This window comes from Synechococcus sp. KORDI-100 (genome assembly GCF_000737535.1).
Lineage (GTDB): Bacteria > Cyanobacteriota > Cyanobacteriia > PCC-6307 > Cyanobiaceae > Parasynechococcus.
The window spans coordinates 823,085-837,080 of sequence record NZ_CP006269.1 but is presented as its reverse complement, the minus strand read 5'-3'; the positions used below and the strand labels follow the sequence as shown (position 1 = coordinate 837,080).

General features: G+C 50.3%; 22 protein-coding genes, 1 tRNA gene and 2 pseudogenes. 9 read left to right on the top strand and 16 right to left on the bottom strand.

All coding sequences use genetic code 11. The features are described from left to right. Nucleotides 1-33: 33 nt before the first annotated feature. Complete coding sequence (locus KR100_RS04145; protein WP_369793819.1) at nt 34-351, bottom strand: hypothetical protein; 318 nt, start codon at nt 349-351, stop codon at nt 34-36. Between the two features lie 74 nt (nt 352-425). Further along, nucleotides 426-590: a hypothetical protein gene (locus KR100_RS16475; protein WP_204207777.1), complete on the bottom strand. Its 165-nt coding sequence runs from the start codon at nt 588-590 to the stop codon at nt 426-428. A gap of 128 nt (nt 591-718) precedes the next feature. On the opposite strand from KR100_RS16475, the gene rsmI reads away from it, so the two are divergent. Together rsmI and KR100_RS04135 are read left to right on the top strand one after the other, a co-directional pair. Further along, entirely contained in the window at nt 719-1,576 is an 858-nt protein-coding gene (rsmI, locus tag KR100_RS04140) for a 16S rRNA (cytidine(1402)-2'-O)-methyltransferase (RefSeq protein ID WP_038543431.1), read from the top strand. A 19-nt stretch (nt 1,577-1,595) separates the two neighbouring features. Beyond that, complete coding sequence (locus KR100_RS04135) at nt 1,596-1,823, top strand: hypothetical protein (RefSeq protein ID WP_038543429.1); 228 nt, start codon at nt 1,596-1,598, stop codon at nt 1,821-1,823. Between the two features lie 6 nt (nt 1,824-1,829). Here the strand turns inward: KR100_RS04135 and KR100_RS04130 are convergent, their stop codons facing one another. Next, on the bottom strand, nt 1,830-2,585 hold the full coding sequence (locus tag KR100_RS04130) for a helix-turn-helix domain-containing protein (RefSeq protein ID WP_038543427.1): 756 nt from the start codon (nt 2,583-2,585) through the stop codon (nt 1,830-1,832). Between the two features lie 89 nt (nt 2,586-2,674). Here KR100_RS04130 and KR100_RS04125 point away from each other — a divergent pair. After that, nucleotides 2,675-2,748: transfer RNA gene (locus KR100_RS04125), tRNA-Arg, on the top strand. Between the two features lie 1,592 nt (nt 2,749-4,340). On the opposite strand, the gene KR100_RS04110 is transcribed toward KR100_RS04125, so the two are convergent. Further along, nucleotides 4,341-4,535, bottom strand: a complete 195-nt coding sequence (locus KR100_RS04110; protein WP_038543420.1) for a hypothetical protein — start codon at nt 4,533-4,535, stop codon at nt 4,341-4,343. An 84-nt stretch (nt 4,536-4,619) separates the two neighbouring features. On the opposite strand from KR100_RS04110, the gene KR100_RS16285 reads away from it, so the two are divergent. Beyond that, nucleotides 4,620-4,877, top strand: coding sequence for a hypothetical protein (locus KR100_RS16285; protein WP_162176435.1), 258 nt, complete (start codon nt 4,620-4,622; stop codon nt 4,875-4,877). Here the strand turns inward: KR100_RS16285 and KR100_RS04105 are convergent. From KR100_RS04105 to KR100_RS16700, 3 genes and pseudogenes are all read right to left on the bottom strand, one after another. Next, nucleotides 4,772-5,293, bottom strand: coding sequence for an OsmC family protein (locus tag KR100_RS04105; RefSeq protein ID WP_369793837.1), 522 nt, complete (start codon nt 5,291-5,293; stop codon nt 4,772-4,774). The genes KR100_RS16285 and KR100_RS04105 overlap by 106 nt on opposite strands. 297 nt (nt 5,294-5,590) lie before the next feature. Then, nucleotides 5,591-5,821 (bottom strand): annotated as a pseudogene (locus KR100_RS16705) (hypothetical protein); the annotation flags it as partial. Nucleotides 5,822-5,836: 15 nt separating this feature from the next. After that, nucleotides 5,837-6,118 (bottom strand): tetratricopeptide repeat protein, encoded by a 282-nt coding sequence (locus tag KR100_RS16700; RefSeq protein WP_071839839.1) that lies wholly within the window; start codon nt 6,116-6,118, stop codon nt 5,837-5,839. 145 nt (nt 6,119-6,263) lie between these two features. Here KR100_RS16700 and KR100_RS04095 point away from each other — a divergent pair, with 145 nt between their 5' ends. Further along, nucleotides 6,264-6,692: a hypothetical protein gene (locus KR100_RS04095; RefSeq protein WP_156097904.1), complete on the top strand. Its 429-nt coding sequence runs from the start codon at nt 6,264-6,266 to the stop codon at nt 6,690-6,692. A gap of 68 nt (nt 6,693-6,760) precedes the next feature. Continuing rightward, nucleotides 6,761-7,093, top strand: coding sequence for a hypothetical protein (locus tag KR100_RS15630; RefSeq protein WP_156097903.1), 333 nt, complete (start codon nt 6,761-6,763; stop codon nt 7,091-7,093). A 153-nt stretch (nt 7,094-7,246) separates the two neighbouring features. Here KR100_RS15630 and KR100_RS14825 read toward each other — a convergent pair. Both KR100_RS14825 and KR100_RS04090 read right to left on the bottom strand, forming a co-directional pair. Beyond that, nucleotides 7,247-7,501 (bottom strand): annotated as a pseudogene (locus KR100_RS14825) (Nif11-like leader peptide family natural product precursor). Nucleotides 7,502-7,605: 104 nt separating this feature from the next. Beyond that, entirely contained in the window at nt 7,606-8,088 is a 483-nt protein-coding gene (locus KR100_RS04090) for a hypothetical protein (RefSeq protein WP_156097902.1), read from the bottom strand. A gap of 162 nt (nt 8,089-8,250) precedes the next feature. On the opposite strand from KR100_RS04090, the gene KR100_RS16895 reads away from it, so the two are divergent. Both KR100_RS16895 and KR100_RS15625 read left to right on the top strand, forming a co-directional pair. After that, complete coding sequence (locus tag KR100_RS16895) at nt 8,251-8,385, top strand: hypothetical protein (RefSeq protein WP_255347508.1); 135 nt, start codon at nt 8,251-8,253, stop codon at nt 8,383-8,385. 200 nt (nt 8,386-8,585) lie between these two features. Then, the gene (locus KR100_RS15625; protein ID WP_038543411.1) at nt 8,586-8,864 is read left to right on the top strand and encodes a hypothetical protein; all 279 of its coding nucleotides are present in this window, start codon (nt 8,586-8,588) and stop codon (nt 8,862-8,864) included. A 418-nt stretch (nt 8,865-9,282) separates the two neighbouring features. On the opposite strand, the gene KR100_RS04080 is transcribed toward KR100_RS15625, so the two are convergent. From KR100_RS04080 to KR100_RS04070, 4 genes are all read right to left on the bottom strand, one after another. Then, nucleotides 9,283-9,852, bottom strand: a complete 570-nt coding sequence (locus KR100_RS04080) for a hypothetical protein (RefSeq protein WP_156097901.1) — start codon at nt 9,850-9,852, stop codon at nt 9,283-9,285. 214 nt (nt 9,853-10,066) lie between these two features. Then, nucleotides 10,067-10,441 carry a hypothetical protein gene (locus KR100_RS15620; RefSeq protein ID WP_156097900.1) on the bottom strand — a complete coding sequence of 125 codons (375 nt, stop codon included), beginning with the start codon at nt 10,439-10,441 and terminating at the stop codon, nt 10,067-10,069. 151 nt (nt 10,442-10,592) lie between these two features. Beyond that, nucleotides 10,593-11,051, bottom strand: coding sequence for a hypothetical protein (locus KR100_RS04075; RefSeq protein WP_038543407.1), 459 nt, complete (start codon nt 11,049-11,051; stop codon nt 10,593-10,595). A gap of 571 nt (nt 11,052-11,622) precedes the next feature. Then, nucleotides 11,623-12,210: a prepilin-type N-terminal cleavage/methylation domain-containing protein gene (locus tag KR100_RS04070; RefSeq protein WP_038543404.1), complete on the bottom strand. Its 588-nt coding sequence runs from the start codon at nt 12,208-12,210 to the stop codon at nt 11,623-11,625. Between the two features lie 197 nt (nt 12,211-12,407). Here KR100_RS04070 and KR100_RS04065 point away from each other — a divergent pair, with 197 nt between their 5' ends. Then, entirely contained in the window at nt 12,408-12,680 is a 273-nt protein-coding gene (locus tag KR100_RS04065) for a DUF1651 domain-containing protein (protein WP_038543403.1), read from the top strand. A 32-nt stretch (nt 12,681-12,712) separates the two neighbouring features. On the opposite strand, the gene KR100_RS04060 is transcribed toward KR100_RS04065, so the two are convergent. The 3 genes from KR100_RS04060 to KR100_RS16890 form a co-directional block, all read right to left on the bottom strand. Further along, nucleotides 12,713-12,982: a hypothetical protein gene (locus KR100_RS04060; RefSeq protein ID WP_038543400.1), complete on the bottom strand. Its 270-nt coding sequence runs from the start codon at nt 12,980-12,982 to the stop codon at nt 12,713-12,715. A gap of 334 nt (nt 12,983-13,316) precedes the next feature. After that, a complete protein-coding gene (locus KR100_RS14810; RefSeq protein ID WP_071839838.1) occupies nt 13,317-13,751 on the bottom strand; it encodes a DUF3750 domain-containing protein in 435 nt (144 codons plus the stop codon). Beyond that, entirely contained in the window at nt 13,748-13,879 is a 132-nt protein-coding gene (locus KR100_RS16890) for a hypothetical protein (protein WP_255347493.1), read from the bottom strand. The genes KR100_RS14810 and KR100_RS16890 overlap by 4 nt, the downstream gene beginning before the upstream one ends. Between the last annotated feature and the right edge of the window lie 117 nt (nt 13,880-13,996).

The window sequence follows — 13,996 nt, the reverse complement described above, 5'->3', positions numbered from 1 at the left end:
TGATGCAATGCAGCGACCGGAATCCTTCGAAGTTCAATCCCGGCGCAGCCAGGGTGACGCGTTACCGAACCAGTCTCCAAGGTCGCCGCGGTACTGATCTCCCTCCTCCTCCGAGCCAAGATCAAGGTCGTCGAGGAAACCATCGAGACCCTTTGAGGGCGCCTGTTGCAACTGCATCCGTCGAGCTCGATTGACCCAGCTGTTCACCGTGCGGTCGTGCTCAGCGAATTTGTTGACGTAGATCCGATCCTGAAGACTGACGGATTGACCTTGGGCCACACGTCGAAGGATGTCCTGAATCCTGAGGCGTGTCGCTGTGGTGAGCATGGGCCAACCGCTTTGACCAGTCATAGAGAGCTTTGGCCAGGTCAACGTGACCGTTCACACCATTCAACGTTGCCTGTCAGGAGGCAGGCACCCTGCAATCAGGAGGTGGCCTGCTCCACAGCCCAGGCCGTCGCTGCCTTTTGCTTGAAATAGAGTTCGACAAGTTGCTTGGCCAGATCCTTAAGCTCCTGCAAATCGCCGGTCTGATCAATCACACCCTGAAGACGCTGCTTCTCGAACTGCTGATGGAGAGCGATTTCCACGGAATGATCACCAATTGATCAAACCGTAACGAATCTTTGCAAGGGCGTCGGTGGCCTTTGATGCCGGTTTGCAAACGATTGGCCAGATCCCTTGCGGGACCTAAAGTCCAGCCATTGGGACCGGGACAATGCAGCGGCCGGAGCCAGCACCTGGAACGCTGTACTTGGTCGGGACTCCGATTGGCAATCTCGGCGATCTCTCTCCAAGAGCCAGAGAACTGCTCCGCCAGGTTGACGTGATCGCCTGCGAGGACACACGCCATAGCGGTCAACTGCTTGGCAGCCTGGGGGCCAAGGGGCGAAAGCTCAGTTTCCACCAGCACAACACCCGAAGCCGACTGCCGCAGCTGGTCGAGCTTCTGAAACAACCGCTCAGCCTTGCTCTGATCAGTGATGCCGGATTGCCTGGGATCAGTGATCCCGGCGAAGCACTGGTGACAGCAGCACGCGCCGAGGGCCACGAGGTGATCTGCATCCCGGGTCCTTGTGCGGCCACAACAGCTCTGGTCAGCAGCGGTCTCCCCAGCGGACGGTTTTGCTTTGAGGGTTTTCTGCCGACAAAGGGGCGGGAGCGTCAGCAAAGGCTTGCAGAGATCGCCAAGGAAACCCGCACCACCGTGATCTATGAAGCGCCACACCGCCTGCTGGCCCTCCTGGATGCCATTGCATCCCAGTGCGGCGAGGACCGGCCCCTACTGGTCGCCAGAGAACTAACCAAGCGATACGAGCAGCACATCGGCCCAACGGTGGGTGCCGCAAGGAGGCACTTTCGTGAGCACGCGCCCCAGGGGGAATGCACTCTTGTTCTCGGGGGAGCTCCGTCACAGGCCATCATTCAGCCCAGCGAAGCGGAACTGCTGCGTCGGCTTGAAGAACACATCGAAGCCGGAGCCAGCGCCAGCGTTGCTGCACGACAATTGGCGGAAGAGACCGGCACCTCCCGCCGCGAGCTGTACGCCCTTCTGCATCGGCGCACGCCACACTGATCCCACTGCTGGCTCCTGAATGCTTCTTCGCCTGCGCCTGCTGATGCTGAGCTTCGGGGGAGGACTGCTGTTTCTCCTGCTGCTTTGTCTGGGTGCACAGAACCTCAGCGACCGCCACAGCATCCAGGTCGGGGCCTCGCGGTCCGTTCCACTGCCGAGCGGATTTCTTGTGGGAGTGTCGTTTGTCCTCGGGGTGATCAGCGGCGGAACAACGGCAGCGGTCCTGCTTCCGGATCAACGCGACTGAGCTGCTTCAAACCTCTGAATCAATCGCAATCAGGGTTCCTTCCATCACCAGCCGGGTGATCCCCCTGGCCAGCAGGTAGGAACTGGTGCGTTCAAACACGCTGGTATCCGGAACCTTGATCACCCGCTGACTGCGGCCGCACTGGCGTTTTGCCGTTCGGGGACTGCTGTAAAGACAGAGGCCTTGGCGCTGTTGCTCCGTTTCATCAAGCGGCCCCAGTTCCAGGAAATCGCTCAATGGCTTGGCATCGAGTTCCACCACCTTGTCCACCAACATGTAAACGCAGGTGGGGAGCAGACCAGCCGTTAAGGGCAGCGGCTCAAGCCGGCGGTTGTCGGTGAGGTTTCCAACATCTGCCAGGGGGACAAGCTCGTGAAACGTCTCGAAATCGGAGCTGGAGCTGTCGTGGTCGTCTGAATCCTCGTCGGGTTCATCGCCGAAGTCTTCAGCGTCATCCAGGGCGAGGGTCCCCGGGTCCTCACCCTCATCTCCCGCGTCAAGGTTAGAGGCAGGAACCGACGTCGAATCAGCGGATACGTCGTCCTGCAGACATGCCGCAGGCTCTGACACGGCTGGCTTGGATTTCAGGCGACTGGCCTTGAGTGCCTGGTAGGCGTCTGCAGGGAGCAAGGCCTTGACGGTCCGACTCACCGTGTTGGGACTGCAGGAGTAAGCAACAGCCAGCGCCGCTGTCGATTCACCAGCCTTGTAACGGCCAACCAGCTCCTGCTTCTCGGGATCTGTGAGACGCCTTGGAGCCATTGATGGGTGCCGCATAGCTTCTTACATTAAAAAGTAGCTCCAGCCCTCAAGCCAGCCGTCAAACCTGGCGGCTGCGAAACTGGAACGGTGCTCCCTTAGCTCAGCTGGATAGAGCAACTGCCTTCTAAGCAGTCGGTCGATGGTTCGAATCCATCAGGGGGCGTTGACGTTTTGGGGGTCAGTTGGTCGGACGTGACGGGCTGGAGGATTCCCCGCTGTTTTGGGTTGACGGACTCTTGGTTCTGTCGCACCGAGGAAGCTGGCTGGGCACTGGGGGAAGGGTGAACGAGCGACCCGTCTTGGTTTCGTTGCAACGGTTCACCACAGCCGAAACCGTCGGTTGGAGCTGCTGTCCTCACCCGTAGGAGTGCCTATCAACGAGGAATGCTGTCCGTTGATACAGCTGTTCTCAACCTGAGAAAGCTAAGACTATTTAGTAGACGCCACTGCTGTCTTGCCTGCTCAATTTCCCAGCGATGCTGAGCAGGTACCAAACCCGACTTTTCGGCTTCAAAACGACGAACAGCTGGACAGGTTCATCTGGCAGCGGGTGGCCTGGCTTCTGATGGAAGACAAGGACGAGGAAGCCGACGCTTTACTTCAGGAGTTTGAATTGACGCTCCCTTGGGATGACCCACTGAGCTGATTGATCTCCTGACTTCACCGGCATCGTTTCTGATTTACCCCAACGTTTCAGCTGCTCAAGCAATGCTGGCAATATTTTTCCTGCGTCCGGAGCGCGCAAGAGTCTTCCATGGCATGTTGCAGCGCCTCCCGAATCTTTGCAGGAGAAGAACACCGCTGCACAAGAGCAACCAGTATGCACCACCTGCTTAAAACTGCTGCAATCTCACATAATTAGACAACATCAACATTGTCTCTTTATGACTGCCGAATGTCTTTTGATGTTCAATCTGAGCCTTCTTTTAAGCCATTCACCTTCAATCCCCAGCCTTCAATCAGCAATCTATTTTAATTGACAATAAACATTCGTCAGCTTAAACAACAGCAATCATGGTATTCGGGGCACAACTTGCTATGGCCACCTAAACATCCGAAATAAATTGTCTCGCCAGACATCACTTGGGGCCTGTGCAAATGCCCTGCAGGTCCTTAAAAATGATACAAAAATTTCAGACATGCCTCATCCCCTCTACACCCGTCCGAACTGTTAAATAAAAACCAACTTGTCCAGCACTCTTGCGCACACAGGCAGCAGCGAGAAGACGCTTCAATGAGAATGACAATTACTTACGATTTTGACTTAGTGTTTCTTCTAGGGAATTTAAACCTAGGTAGTTTATCTCTCGACACATATTAATTGACAAATTTATTTTTAAGAGCTAAATGCTTCTCACTCGCTTGAATCTGATGTACGCAATCAGCAACGAAGGGCGGTATGAATCGATTACTGAACGATGGGATGCACTGGAAGATTACTTCGTTTACATCTCTGAATGCGATCTCAATGACATGACCTGTGCCACACACTACATGGTGAAACATCTGCATATTGAGGATGGCTCTGATCTTGTAGTCGATCCTTTTTCTAAGTAAAGCCACTTCCCAGGTCATGGCAGGATAGTTTCACGCGAGATACAACAATTGTTCTCTTTGTTGAACTCAAACGATTTGTTCGTGTGTCTTGTTTCGGTCAGTTGCTGATGGTGAAGTGTTGCTGACGATGACGTGTTGCTGATGTGAAGGGTGTCTGTGGGTGTCTGCCCCACCAGAGAGGAAAAGCCGAATTGTTGATCAGGGACCTCCAGCGTCATTGCCAGCGCTCGCTCTGTCTTCCATGACGTCCATCAACAACGTGTGCAGCTCGACGCAGGACTTGTCCTCCTCAGGATCTGATGGCAGCTCGCCTGACTGAAGCGCTCTGCATTTGTCCATCAGCTGTTTCATCCCGGTGGCTCTGATGGTGCCGCCAGGTTCAATGCCAAACACCTCTTCATCAGAAGGCCAGACAAGATTCTTCGCGTCAGGCTTCTGTGACCAGGCAGCCAGCAGGGCAAGGGCAACAAGTGATGGATGCTTTCATTTGATCTCTTCCAAGCGGGCGACGTCGACGGCATCCTCATGAACGAGACAGAAGCTCTGCACGATTTTCTCAGCGACATCACCGACCAGATCACCGAGGGCTTCCAGTATTCAGACGAACAGCCGTTCGATGCAGCCTGGTTTCAACTCCAGTGGAACCTCATCGGTACCGCCCCATCAAGACTCATTTTGACCGGGCAGTTTTCAGCAGCTTTCTCCAGAATTCTTCGTGCCTTGGAATCGATGTGAGGGGGCAGCTCAATCCAAACCTCGAGCAGGGCGATCCTGCGGGGGGCCTTTGAGGTCATGACCTTCTCGACCCGGGCTACGCATCCCTTGAGATCCCAGCCATGGCTTTCAGCAACGATCCCCATGATCGTCAGGATGCAGGTGTTGAGTGCTGTCGCAACAAGGTCGGTGGGTGAAAAGCGCTCACCCTTCCCTTGGTTATCGGTTGGGGCATCTGTTTCCAGGACTGAACCTGACGGGGAGTGAACCGAGCTACAGCGCAGTTGCCCGCTGTAGCTGCTGCTGATTGATGTCACGTCGCTCAGAAAACTCACCAACAGGTTGGCAACAGCCAAGCCGATGGCCCAAATCAGCCTTGTTCCTCTCTGAACGCCAGGACTGTTTTCCCTACACGGATTGCATCCATCGCAGCGCATGTGTCGCGGCATGACCCTTTGCAGGACGAAGATGCAGCTCGACCATCTCCGGTGACTTGATCAGCTCACGCTCCAACATGATTCAGCGAGTAGCGAGCATGAGCAGCTAGGGGAGGGTTTCGTGGGCATGAATCAGATGTGAATGCCATGAGTGTTATCCGCTCTGCTCAGGCAATCAAAAACCCCGCCATTGCTGACGGGGAATGCCTTGAAAGAGTCGAAATCAGACAGCGTCAGATGTCAGCACTGATCTCTTACCCATCTAGCAGCGTCCGTATCCCCAAGCTCTGCTGCTTTTCACCAATCCCTGCAGGCGTCTTTCAGATTACCTAATTCTTCTAATACAATGCCGCGGTTGGTGTAAGACTGAGAGGCAATAAAAGATTCGGATTGGAGTTCAATTGCTTTTGTATAATCAACAATAGCTCCTTGCAGATCTTTTAATTCATACTTGGGACTGCCACGGTTGCTGTAAGCATAAGCGTCACCAGGATCGATTTCAATTGCCTTTGCATAATCAGTAATAGCTCCTTGATAATCCTTTCATCTCTCCCTGGCAGCTCCACGATTGTTATAGAACAGAGCATAATTCGGGTCGTACTCAATTGCTTTTGTGTAATCAGAAATGGCACCTTGCAAATCTCCACGGTCCGATTTTGCGACACCTGAATCGAAAAAAGCGCCAGCACTTTGTGCATAGGCTATCTGAGTTGACAGCAACCCTGTACTAATTCCAACAGCAGGTGTCAGCCCAACCAGCAACGGACGTCCTATCGGCAAGAACAGCGCTAAGGCAGCAGCAAGTGCAGTTGTGACGCGAGGCATCCTGAGGGCTGCATGGATGTTTCATCTCTAGCTCTGATTAGCCAGCCCTGTCTGTATCTGATCTGCAAATACAGAAACCCTGCTATAGAATTGTTCTACGCCCAAGCACACTCGATAATAGGCTTCACAAAATTACGTCATTTTTATGAGGTCAATACTTAGAACTGCTCTACTCATCGGTGCATTACTTCTTTCAGCCCTTGACGTTCCTGTGAATGCACAATTATCGAAACAAGATGTAACTCAAACTTGGCATCGAGGTGCATTCCATTGGGATGATAAAAAACAATTTGCCTCTTACAAGTTTCTGGGAAAAGGGTCTGAATTTGCAGTCGCTTTTATCTATTCAGGTAGTGATATTAGATGGGATCTGCGTATGCCCTCTCTTAGTATTCTTGATTGCAAGACTGTAGAGTCTATCGGTGGGTGGATTGTGCCTGAGAGTACCCAAGAACAGCTTCTTAAAGACTCTAGTGAGTTTGCTAAACAAGTGAATCAATTCGCAGCTGACTTCTGTGCCACACACAAATCTCTCTATCCAGACGCTGCTATCTACAAGGGCATAGAGATGTAGCAGTCATGAGCCTTAAACAAAAGACCCGCTATGTCCCAGTTCTTTGAATCTACCCAACATAAAACCCTATGAAACTCATTCCACTCATCGGTGCACTCTTTCTTTCAACAGCACCAGTTCAGGCTTCTAAGACGCCTGAGGAGATAACGAAACCCTGTGGTACCTCTAAAGCAGCAATGGAAGCTTGCTTTGGAAGTGGGTTCTTCTATTCTGCGCTTAGTGGGTACACACTCCTTTGTGACCTAAGGGATACGGGTGAAATAACACCAAAGGTATTTGCTGAAAGAGAAATTAGAAGTAGAAAAGCGCCAGAAGAAGAATTTGAAAAAGTTATGTGGAATGAAGGGGTTAAGATTGTGCTATTAGACTATCCGAATTGCCCAATTAAACCTGTTCCTTAGCTATCAATCAAAAAGCTCTACAACAAGCGACGAAGATTTACCGTTTAATGGGATTTATTGAAGCAATAAAAAGCCCCTTTCAATGCAAGGGCTTTGAGGGCGTAGGCTACAATTAGGCGTTGTAATATCATTGTAACAAGACCAGAAGGGTTATTAACAGAAAGAAGTGCACAAGAAGCAGCTACCCGTATCTCCCCAAACTCCGCCAGCTGCACTTTCCAGCTCCTCGTCTGACAATTGTACCGTTGCCGATTGCCTTAATTGAATATCTTCTGCGGTTATTGCAATTCCAGCTTCTTTCGCAATCTCCAGAACAGCATCTATATCTGCAGCTCAATTGAGGTTTTCCTGAAGGCTGGTGTCAGCTTTAACCTTCTCTAGAAAGGCTTTGAGTTGCTCTTCTGACATTGTGGATCATGGACGCCTACGAGTTCATAGCAAGATCAGCCATCAGGTGGTATTCCATGTGGCACAGAGCAGTTGACAACAAAACATCGACATCGCTCATGATCTTAGAAGTAAGCGGCAGATATGAAGGCAAGGATCAATGATGGAACAATAGCGAGTATCCACAACAGCATTCCAATCACTATAGAAGCAGCTTTTGAATACTCTTTCACATTTCCCATTGCCGCTAAATAGCGAAGGTATGGATACATACTGGCGTAAAAGAAGCAAGTTAAAAACGATGCAACATTCGTATTAGTGCCCAACCAAATGCTTAAAGCTGTCGAAAAAAAACTGAATACTGCAACAAAATAAAAAAACGACCACTCTTTGATTTGAGCGCAGACCGCCCAGGGAAAGAAGAACGCAATCCATGAAAATCCCGCTGGACCTGACAAAGAGAAAAGTCCACCAAAGATGTTTACCGACTCTCCGGAGGATTTCTTCAAATCCGGGTAATAGCCCCACTTTCGTTCAAGTGTGTAGCCGCTGCTTATCAATGCATCAATCCGATCAAGCCTGGCTTGCATTTGCGAGGAAATTGCCACTGCTTAGAAAAATTTTGATCAACAATAGCTGTCCAATTGATTGCCTATGCAGCATGTGGTCAGATCGCCTTCCTGTCTAATTTCAAACCCAAAAAAAAATTTGCGAGTGCGCCCTTAGCTGCTGCATCCACATCTGCAATCGTCACATAGGGGGCTGGTCTGGTGCCTGCCTCTGCCCTGCGTGTTGGTTGCATGACGTGCCAACACTTCAGCTACGGAGTGGATCAGCACTGCGACACCCTTCTCGGCTGCACCATCCGCCAGAAGCAACTGGCGCAAGGCGATCACCTCACTTAGAAGTGCAAGCTTTGGGCGCCGACCTGGCAGAAAGAGATGGGGTGGGCTCCTGAGGCGAGTTAGAAACTTGGTGCGGTCCCTTGATTTGGAACATCGAAATCAGAATTGCTTTTCTCTTTCAGCTCCTCTAATGAAATCGTCAGCTCATTGCCAGGCTTGGCAGAAACGCCCTTCAAGGGCTTTGGTTTCGCATCCCAGTCATGCCCTTGCTGATCCGACAGCCAGTTCCAGTTCTGAAGTTTCCGTTGATACTGGCCAAAAACTATCAGGACGCCTCATCAATTTTAGCTCTGGGCTCCTGCCTGGCAGAAAACAATGGGGTGGGCGACGGAAGCTGGATGATCACAATCACCGCCTGCGTCTTCGCTGACGTTGTTGTCGCAACTGGCGGAGCGCCACTTATTGGAAATGGATTGGGTTCCAGAAATTGGGCGGGAGAGGAGACTCTCATCGAAAGTTCAGATCACTTACCTACATGAACCACAAAGGCTCACCCCCAAGTGCCAAGCAATCAGCCTGTCTTTCTCCGCTTCAGTCAGAAACGGGGCAATCCAATCCAGCAGTAGCTCTTCCACGGCTGGCTTACCGAGGTCCTGGACCCCGCCACATAGCCATCGCTAGAAGGTGTCAGGATCATTAGCCCTCAGCGGTGAGACAAGTTCATTCAGCAGGAATAGGGCAATGCGGGTTCCGAGGGTCATGGGTCAAACGTGACTATCTGAAGTGTTACCCCTCAGCTCAACCAATACCCCCGTTAGCGAAAAGTGTGGCAATAGACAATCCACAAACTGAACTAAGAAATCACTGTAATACGAGCCGACAAAGAATTTATTTGAAAACACATGAGTATTAGGGAACATCTATCTCAGGACGGGCCGCAAGCGAACCATCAAGAAATTAACAACTTGACTGACCTTTAGAGAAAAAAGTGATTTGCCCCGTGGGGACGGCATTGCTGCTGTCAAAAAGATTAGAAAGCTCCATAAAATTGCTATCCGATGGGTAGACATTGGATAGCTGGGTTACCGAATAGAGATCCTCTTCCCAATAGGAGTGCTGGCTATATACACTCTGAGGCGATTTAAATTGCTCTTTTGGATAAAATATAATATTGCAATCAGAATCTAGGATTGCATTTCCAAGCGACTCATTTAATTGCATCATATCCGCCATAAGGAGCGCGGAGCTTGTCTTTTTATTCCAACCATCTAATTTGCTGGCTTTTGCAGAATTTTTATACTCTAAAAGTCCTCGCTTAGACGAGTTATTTTGTCCCCATATCTTGTGGGCACCATTCTTGTTGACTTGAAAATATTTTATGGTGTCATCATGTCCATGCTCTTCGGAGACATCAATGTAACCTTTTATTTTTCGCTTGTCTGAGGTTTGCAGGATCCATTCACCAAGAAATTTCATTAAACCAAAAAATACTTTTATCAAATTAGCATTCATTATGAGTAAAAACACCAAACAAATGCAGTATCAGGCGTTTTTCAAGTAAATCTCTGACACCATGCGTTCGCCAAGGGTCTTTGGTCAGACGTGACTGCCTGAAGTGTTCCCCGCTTTGCTCAGGAAATAAAAACCCCGCCATTGATGGCGGGACTGATCAAGCTGCTGATTTAATCAACATACACCTTTTCTATCTTGTTCCTGTTCACCACCTTGTTGGCCTTCCGCCTCAAGACGATAATTTCAAGCAATACCCCATTGATGTACCCCATCCAGGTGGACATCGACCGTCTTTCTGTTGTCTTGCAGGCCTAGCTCCATTCATTGGCCTGCACTCACTCATCACGATGTGATAGCCGCCTGGGCATCCAGATTGTGTCCTTTCGATTGGCTTAACCTCTTGAGAATTAGCAGAAGCAGCAGAAAGCAAAAGTGCTCCAAAAAGTACTGCTGAGGAAATTGCGGCGATAGCTGTGCTGGGCTCCAGTATGAAGTCAATCAACTGGTCAGCTTGCTTTGAGTCCGTCTGTGATTCCTGATAAGCAGCAATCTGTTCTTTGGTGTCATTGTTATGACTGTGGTCGTGATCGCGCTCCTTTGCCATGACGATTAATACATGATGAGAATTTCTAGCTAAGTTTCAATGATCGAATTGGAGGACAGTGACGCTTTAGGTATTGTTATTCGATCAGCGCATCAAAAACACCGCCATTGCTGACGGGGTGAATATGCAACGTAGTAGTGATCTATAGGCTTCACACTACATCAAGCGAATCAGCAAATACGATGCCAGGATCAGGCGTGCTTCCAGGCATTCCAACACTGAAGAAGTCAACTTTCTCGGATCCACTGGGATTCATGGACAGCGAATTGAAAGGCATTCGCAAACATGGGGTGCAATCATCGTAATCCCAGCGGATCTTGCCTGACGATCCTTCCAGTCGATCACGAAGACCATCCCCCCAAGCCGATCCTCTGAAAATCAATTCGTCTTTCGAGAAGCGACCATTTCCGTCAAGATCTGAATAAAGCTTGGCAACAACCGCATCCCCACCCTTTCTACTTTTTAGGCGAAGCTTCCCGGCACTACCTTTGTAGGGCTCATCTCCACGCTTAAATATAAATTCTCCATCGTCATATGTGCCTCGCCCTTTTTTGCTAAGATCGAGATCGAAATTCATTTCTGGAAGCATCTGCTGAGAGTGTTTCGTCATGGCTTTGATAGAGATTGATGAACTTGAAATATCTACATTTCAACACTGACTTACCGACGGGTATTACCCTGTGATTCAGATCACACAATAAGATGACTTTGATTAGGGCCTTTCAGCGCATAAGAATATCGCCATTACTGACGGCATGATATTTGTATTTTTGTGGGAGATCGATCGGCACAAGAAAACTTCCCCGCCTTTTCTGCGCGTGCTTTGCATAACTTTAAGACGCTCAATCATGCAGCATCAGGCTTCCCGACACATGAATCAACAACAGGACTCACTGTCATACCGTCCTGAGCGCTAAAAATATAATTTCTGCCATTGCAACTAGCATTCTCATGTACTGCTTATTTCCACAAAGAACCAAGCTTGCCTGTTGATGGCATGAAACGCGCTCGCTATCGGATAGCACGGCACATGTGCCCGCCCCTTCATCCCATTTAGTAACACATCGATCAGTATCGCCATTGAACGACGATGGACCAATAATTGAATGGTTGCTAACGTCCTTCAACCGCACAGGAGGCTGAAGCCTTCGCTCATTTTGACCTTGTCATGACATTACATCTCATGAGTTCAGAGCTTCATAGGGTGTGCAATAACTCTGGAAGTTGGGGCTGAGCTCCAAGGAACGGCTTTCTGTTCCGATATTAGATTCAGGGGCTTCAAAGGTGTATTTGACGGTCACGATGGCGCTGTCTTCATCAAATTCGTAGCTGGTTTGGATATCAGTTTCGCGCGTTCCTGGGTTATCAAACGCTGTAAATAACTGGGTGCTGTTCGCTCCTGGGTTAGACCTCCAGTTGCCATTGTTCATGGCACCTTGCTGAGCCAGAGCTGTGGCCAGGTATTCAGCTGGCTTTCTGCAAGCACGGGTGAGACCGTTGTCGCCATCCCGGTGTGCAAGAGGGATGCGGTCGTAGGTGAGTAGGGAGTCAGCTTGCTGGACGAGTTGGATATGGTTTTCGATTGATTCCTCAACTTTCCGACGTTCTGCCAGGTTGCTGCTACCCGCGATGGCCGACACGCTCATGCGTCCAACGGCAGTCATCACAAGGGTCAGCAGAACACCAGCGATCAGCGTTTCGATCAGTGTGAATCCCTTCGACCCTTTTTGGTTTTGACGTGTTTGGAAGTGGGATTTCAGTAATTTCAACGTCGCTCACCTCCTGAGGTGATTTAAGGGATTTCGGCTCTTTTGCCTCTCCCACAACATCGTCCTTATCGCCTCAGCTTCCATCACCCATGCGGGTGGTCTTGCTCGCTGCTCACTCCCCCAAGCAAGGGCTCAATTCATTCAGGTGCGGGTAACCCCTACCAATGCCATCCGAGATGGCTGGCCAGACTTCAACAATGCCCCGGTTCCGCCCCGATCACAACGATCAACCTGTGAGGGCAGGGGGTGAGGGTTGGCTGGTGAACGCCGATCAGCACAAGGTTGTTCAGTTCAAACCCGATACATCGACGACGACGGCCCAGTGGGTGATCCTGCGAACGTTTCATTGGCGACCACCCGACTATCCAATCCCCCAGTCGAGGCGATGGATGCTTCGGCACAACGCCATCGAGGCATGGGAGACGATGCTGAAAACAGGTTGGGAACGCTGTTCACCACCTGTGAGATGACGTAGACCAGCACGACTGAGGTCGTGGGGGGTTCAATGCGATTGATCGATCTCAGCAATCCAACTGGACAGACGCTCGTTGATGCCGTCATGGAGATCATCTCCAGTGTTTTTGGCTGACTTCAGAAATTCGGCGAGCCTGCCTTTCAAGGCCTGATTCTTCTGATCCAATGCATCTGACTGCTCCTCGGCAAACACCTGAGCGGTTCTGATCTTGTCAGCGATGGCGTCAACACCCCCATCCAGAGATCCCTTGAGGCTGGCCGCCAGCTGTTTGATTCGATCCTGCTTCTGAAGAGCCATCTCAACGATCCATCTCCTTGTTTCATAGCTATAGAACCACCACCAGCGTCAACACATCGGGGCAGCATTTGCACATCTAGATCGACATCTCGACTGGGCTGAAGAGCATTGATCGCTTCAAGCAGGGAGGAGTTCATTCACAATCTCAATCTCTCGACGAGGTATCACACAAGCAACCCCGTCGGCGATGGCGGATTTTTTATAACCTGGTGATAACGGGCAACACTCCAATCAATCACATCTGAAGCATGTTCTGAAATGATCTGCCAGACAACATTGAACACTGGAATTTTAAAAAGAAATTCGCAAAATAATGGAGCTTTGCCTTATTCATTCAAGACGCCGTGATTGTCACAGGAACTGGATAGTTCCTGCCTATCGCCCTGATACCGAGTTCAATCTTGCCTCTGACGATCCACTGGGCAAACGTATTACTGTTCGGCCCCGGCCAGTATCTATATTTATGAATAAATGGATAGATCTGCGGAGATGATTCAACTTTTTCGACGATCGAGCAAGCGTCTTCACCGATCCATTGTTGAATGACTCGAGATGGCCCATTTCCAACGCCTTGATAGGGAGTCAAGAGGTTCTTGTGAAGATGCCCCCAGCAGGATTCGTTCTGGTGAGCGTGTTGCCACACTTCCCATCGATCACATCGATGAGGATGGCTGCCTTCAGCTGTATGAAACACCAGCAGCCAGTAGTGGTCAGCAATGATTCCGGGAAGACTGGGAATCTTTGCTGCACGAAGCTCGACCTTGATCATTTCTTGCCGTACAACCGCAACAGCTTCTCGCGCTGCTGTTGTTGAAGCAGCTCTTCAGGATCAAGGACAGGGCAACGCTGCAGCTTCAACACCTGTTGAAAGGTCTTCAGAAAACTCAGAACAGTCATCAAAATCGACTCCTTACTGACGCAAGAGCAGCATCACGTCCTGCAAACGCAGTTCCACAGGATCAACGGCGGCTTCAGTCTCGGGGATTCACTTCAGTTCAAGAGTATCTGAGATAA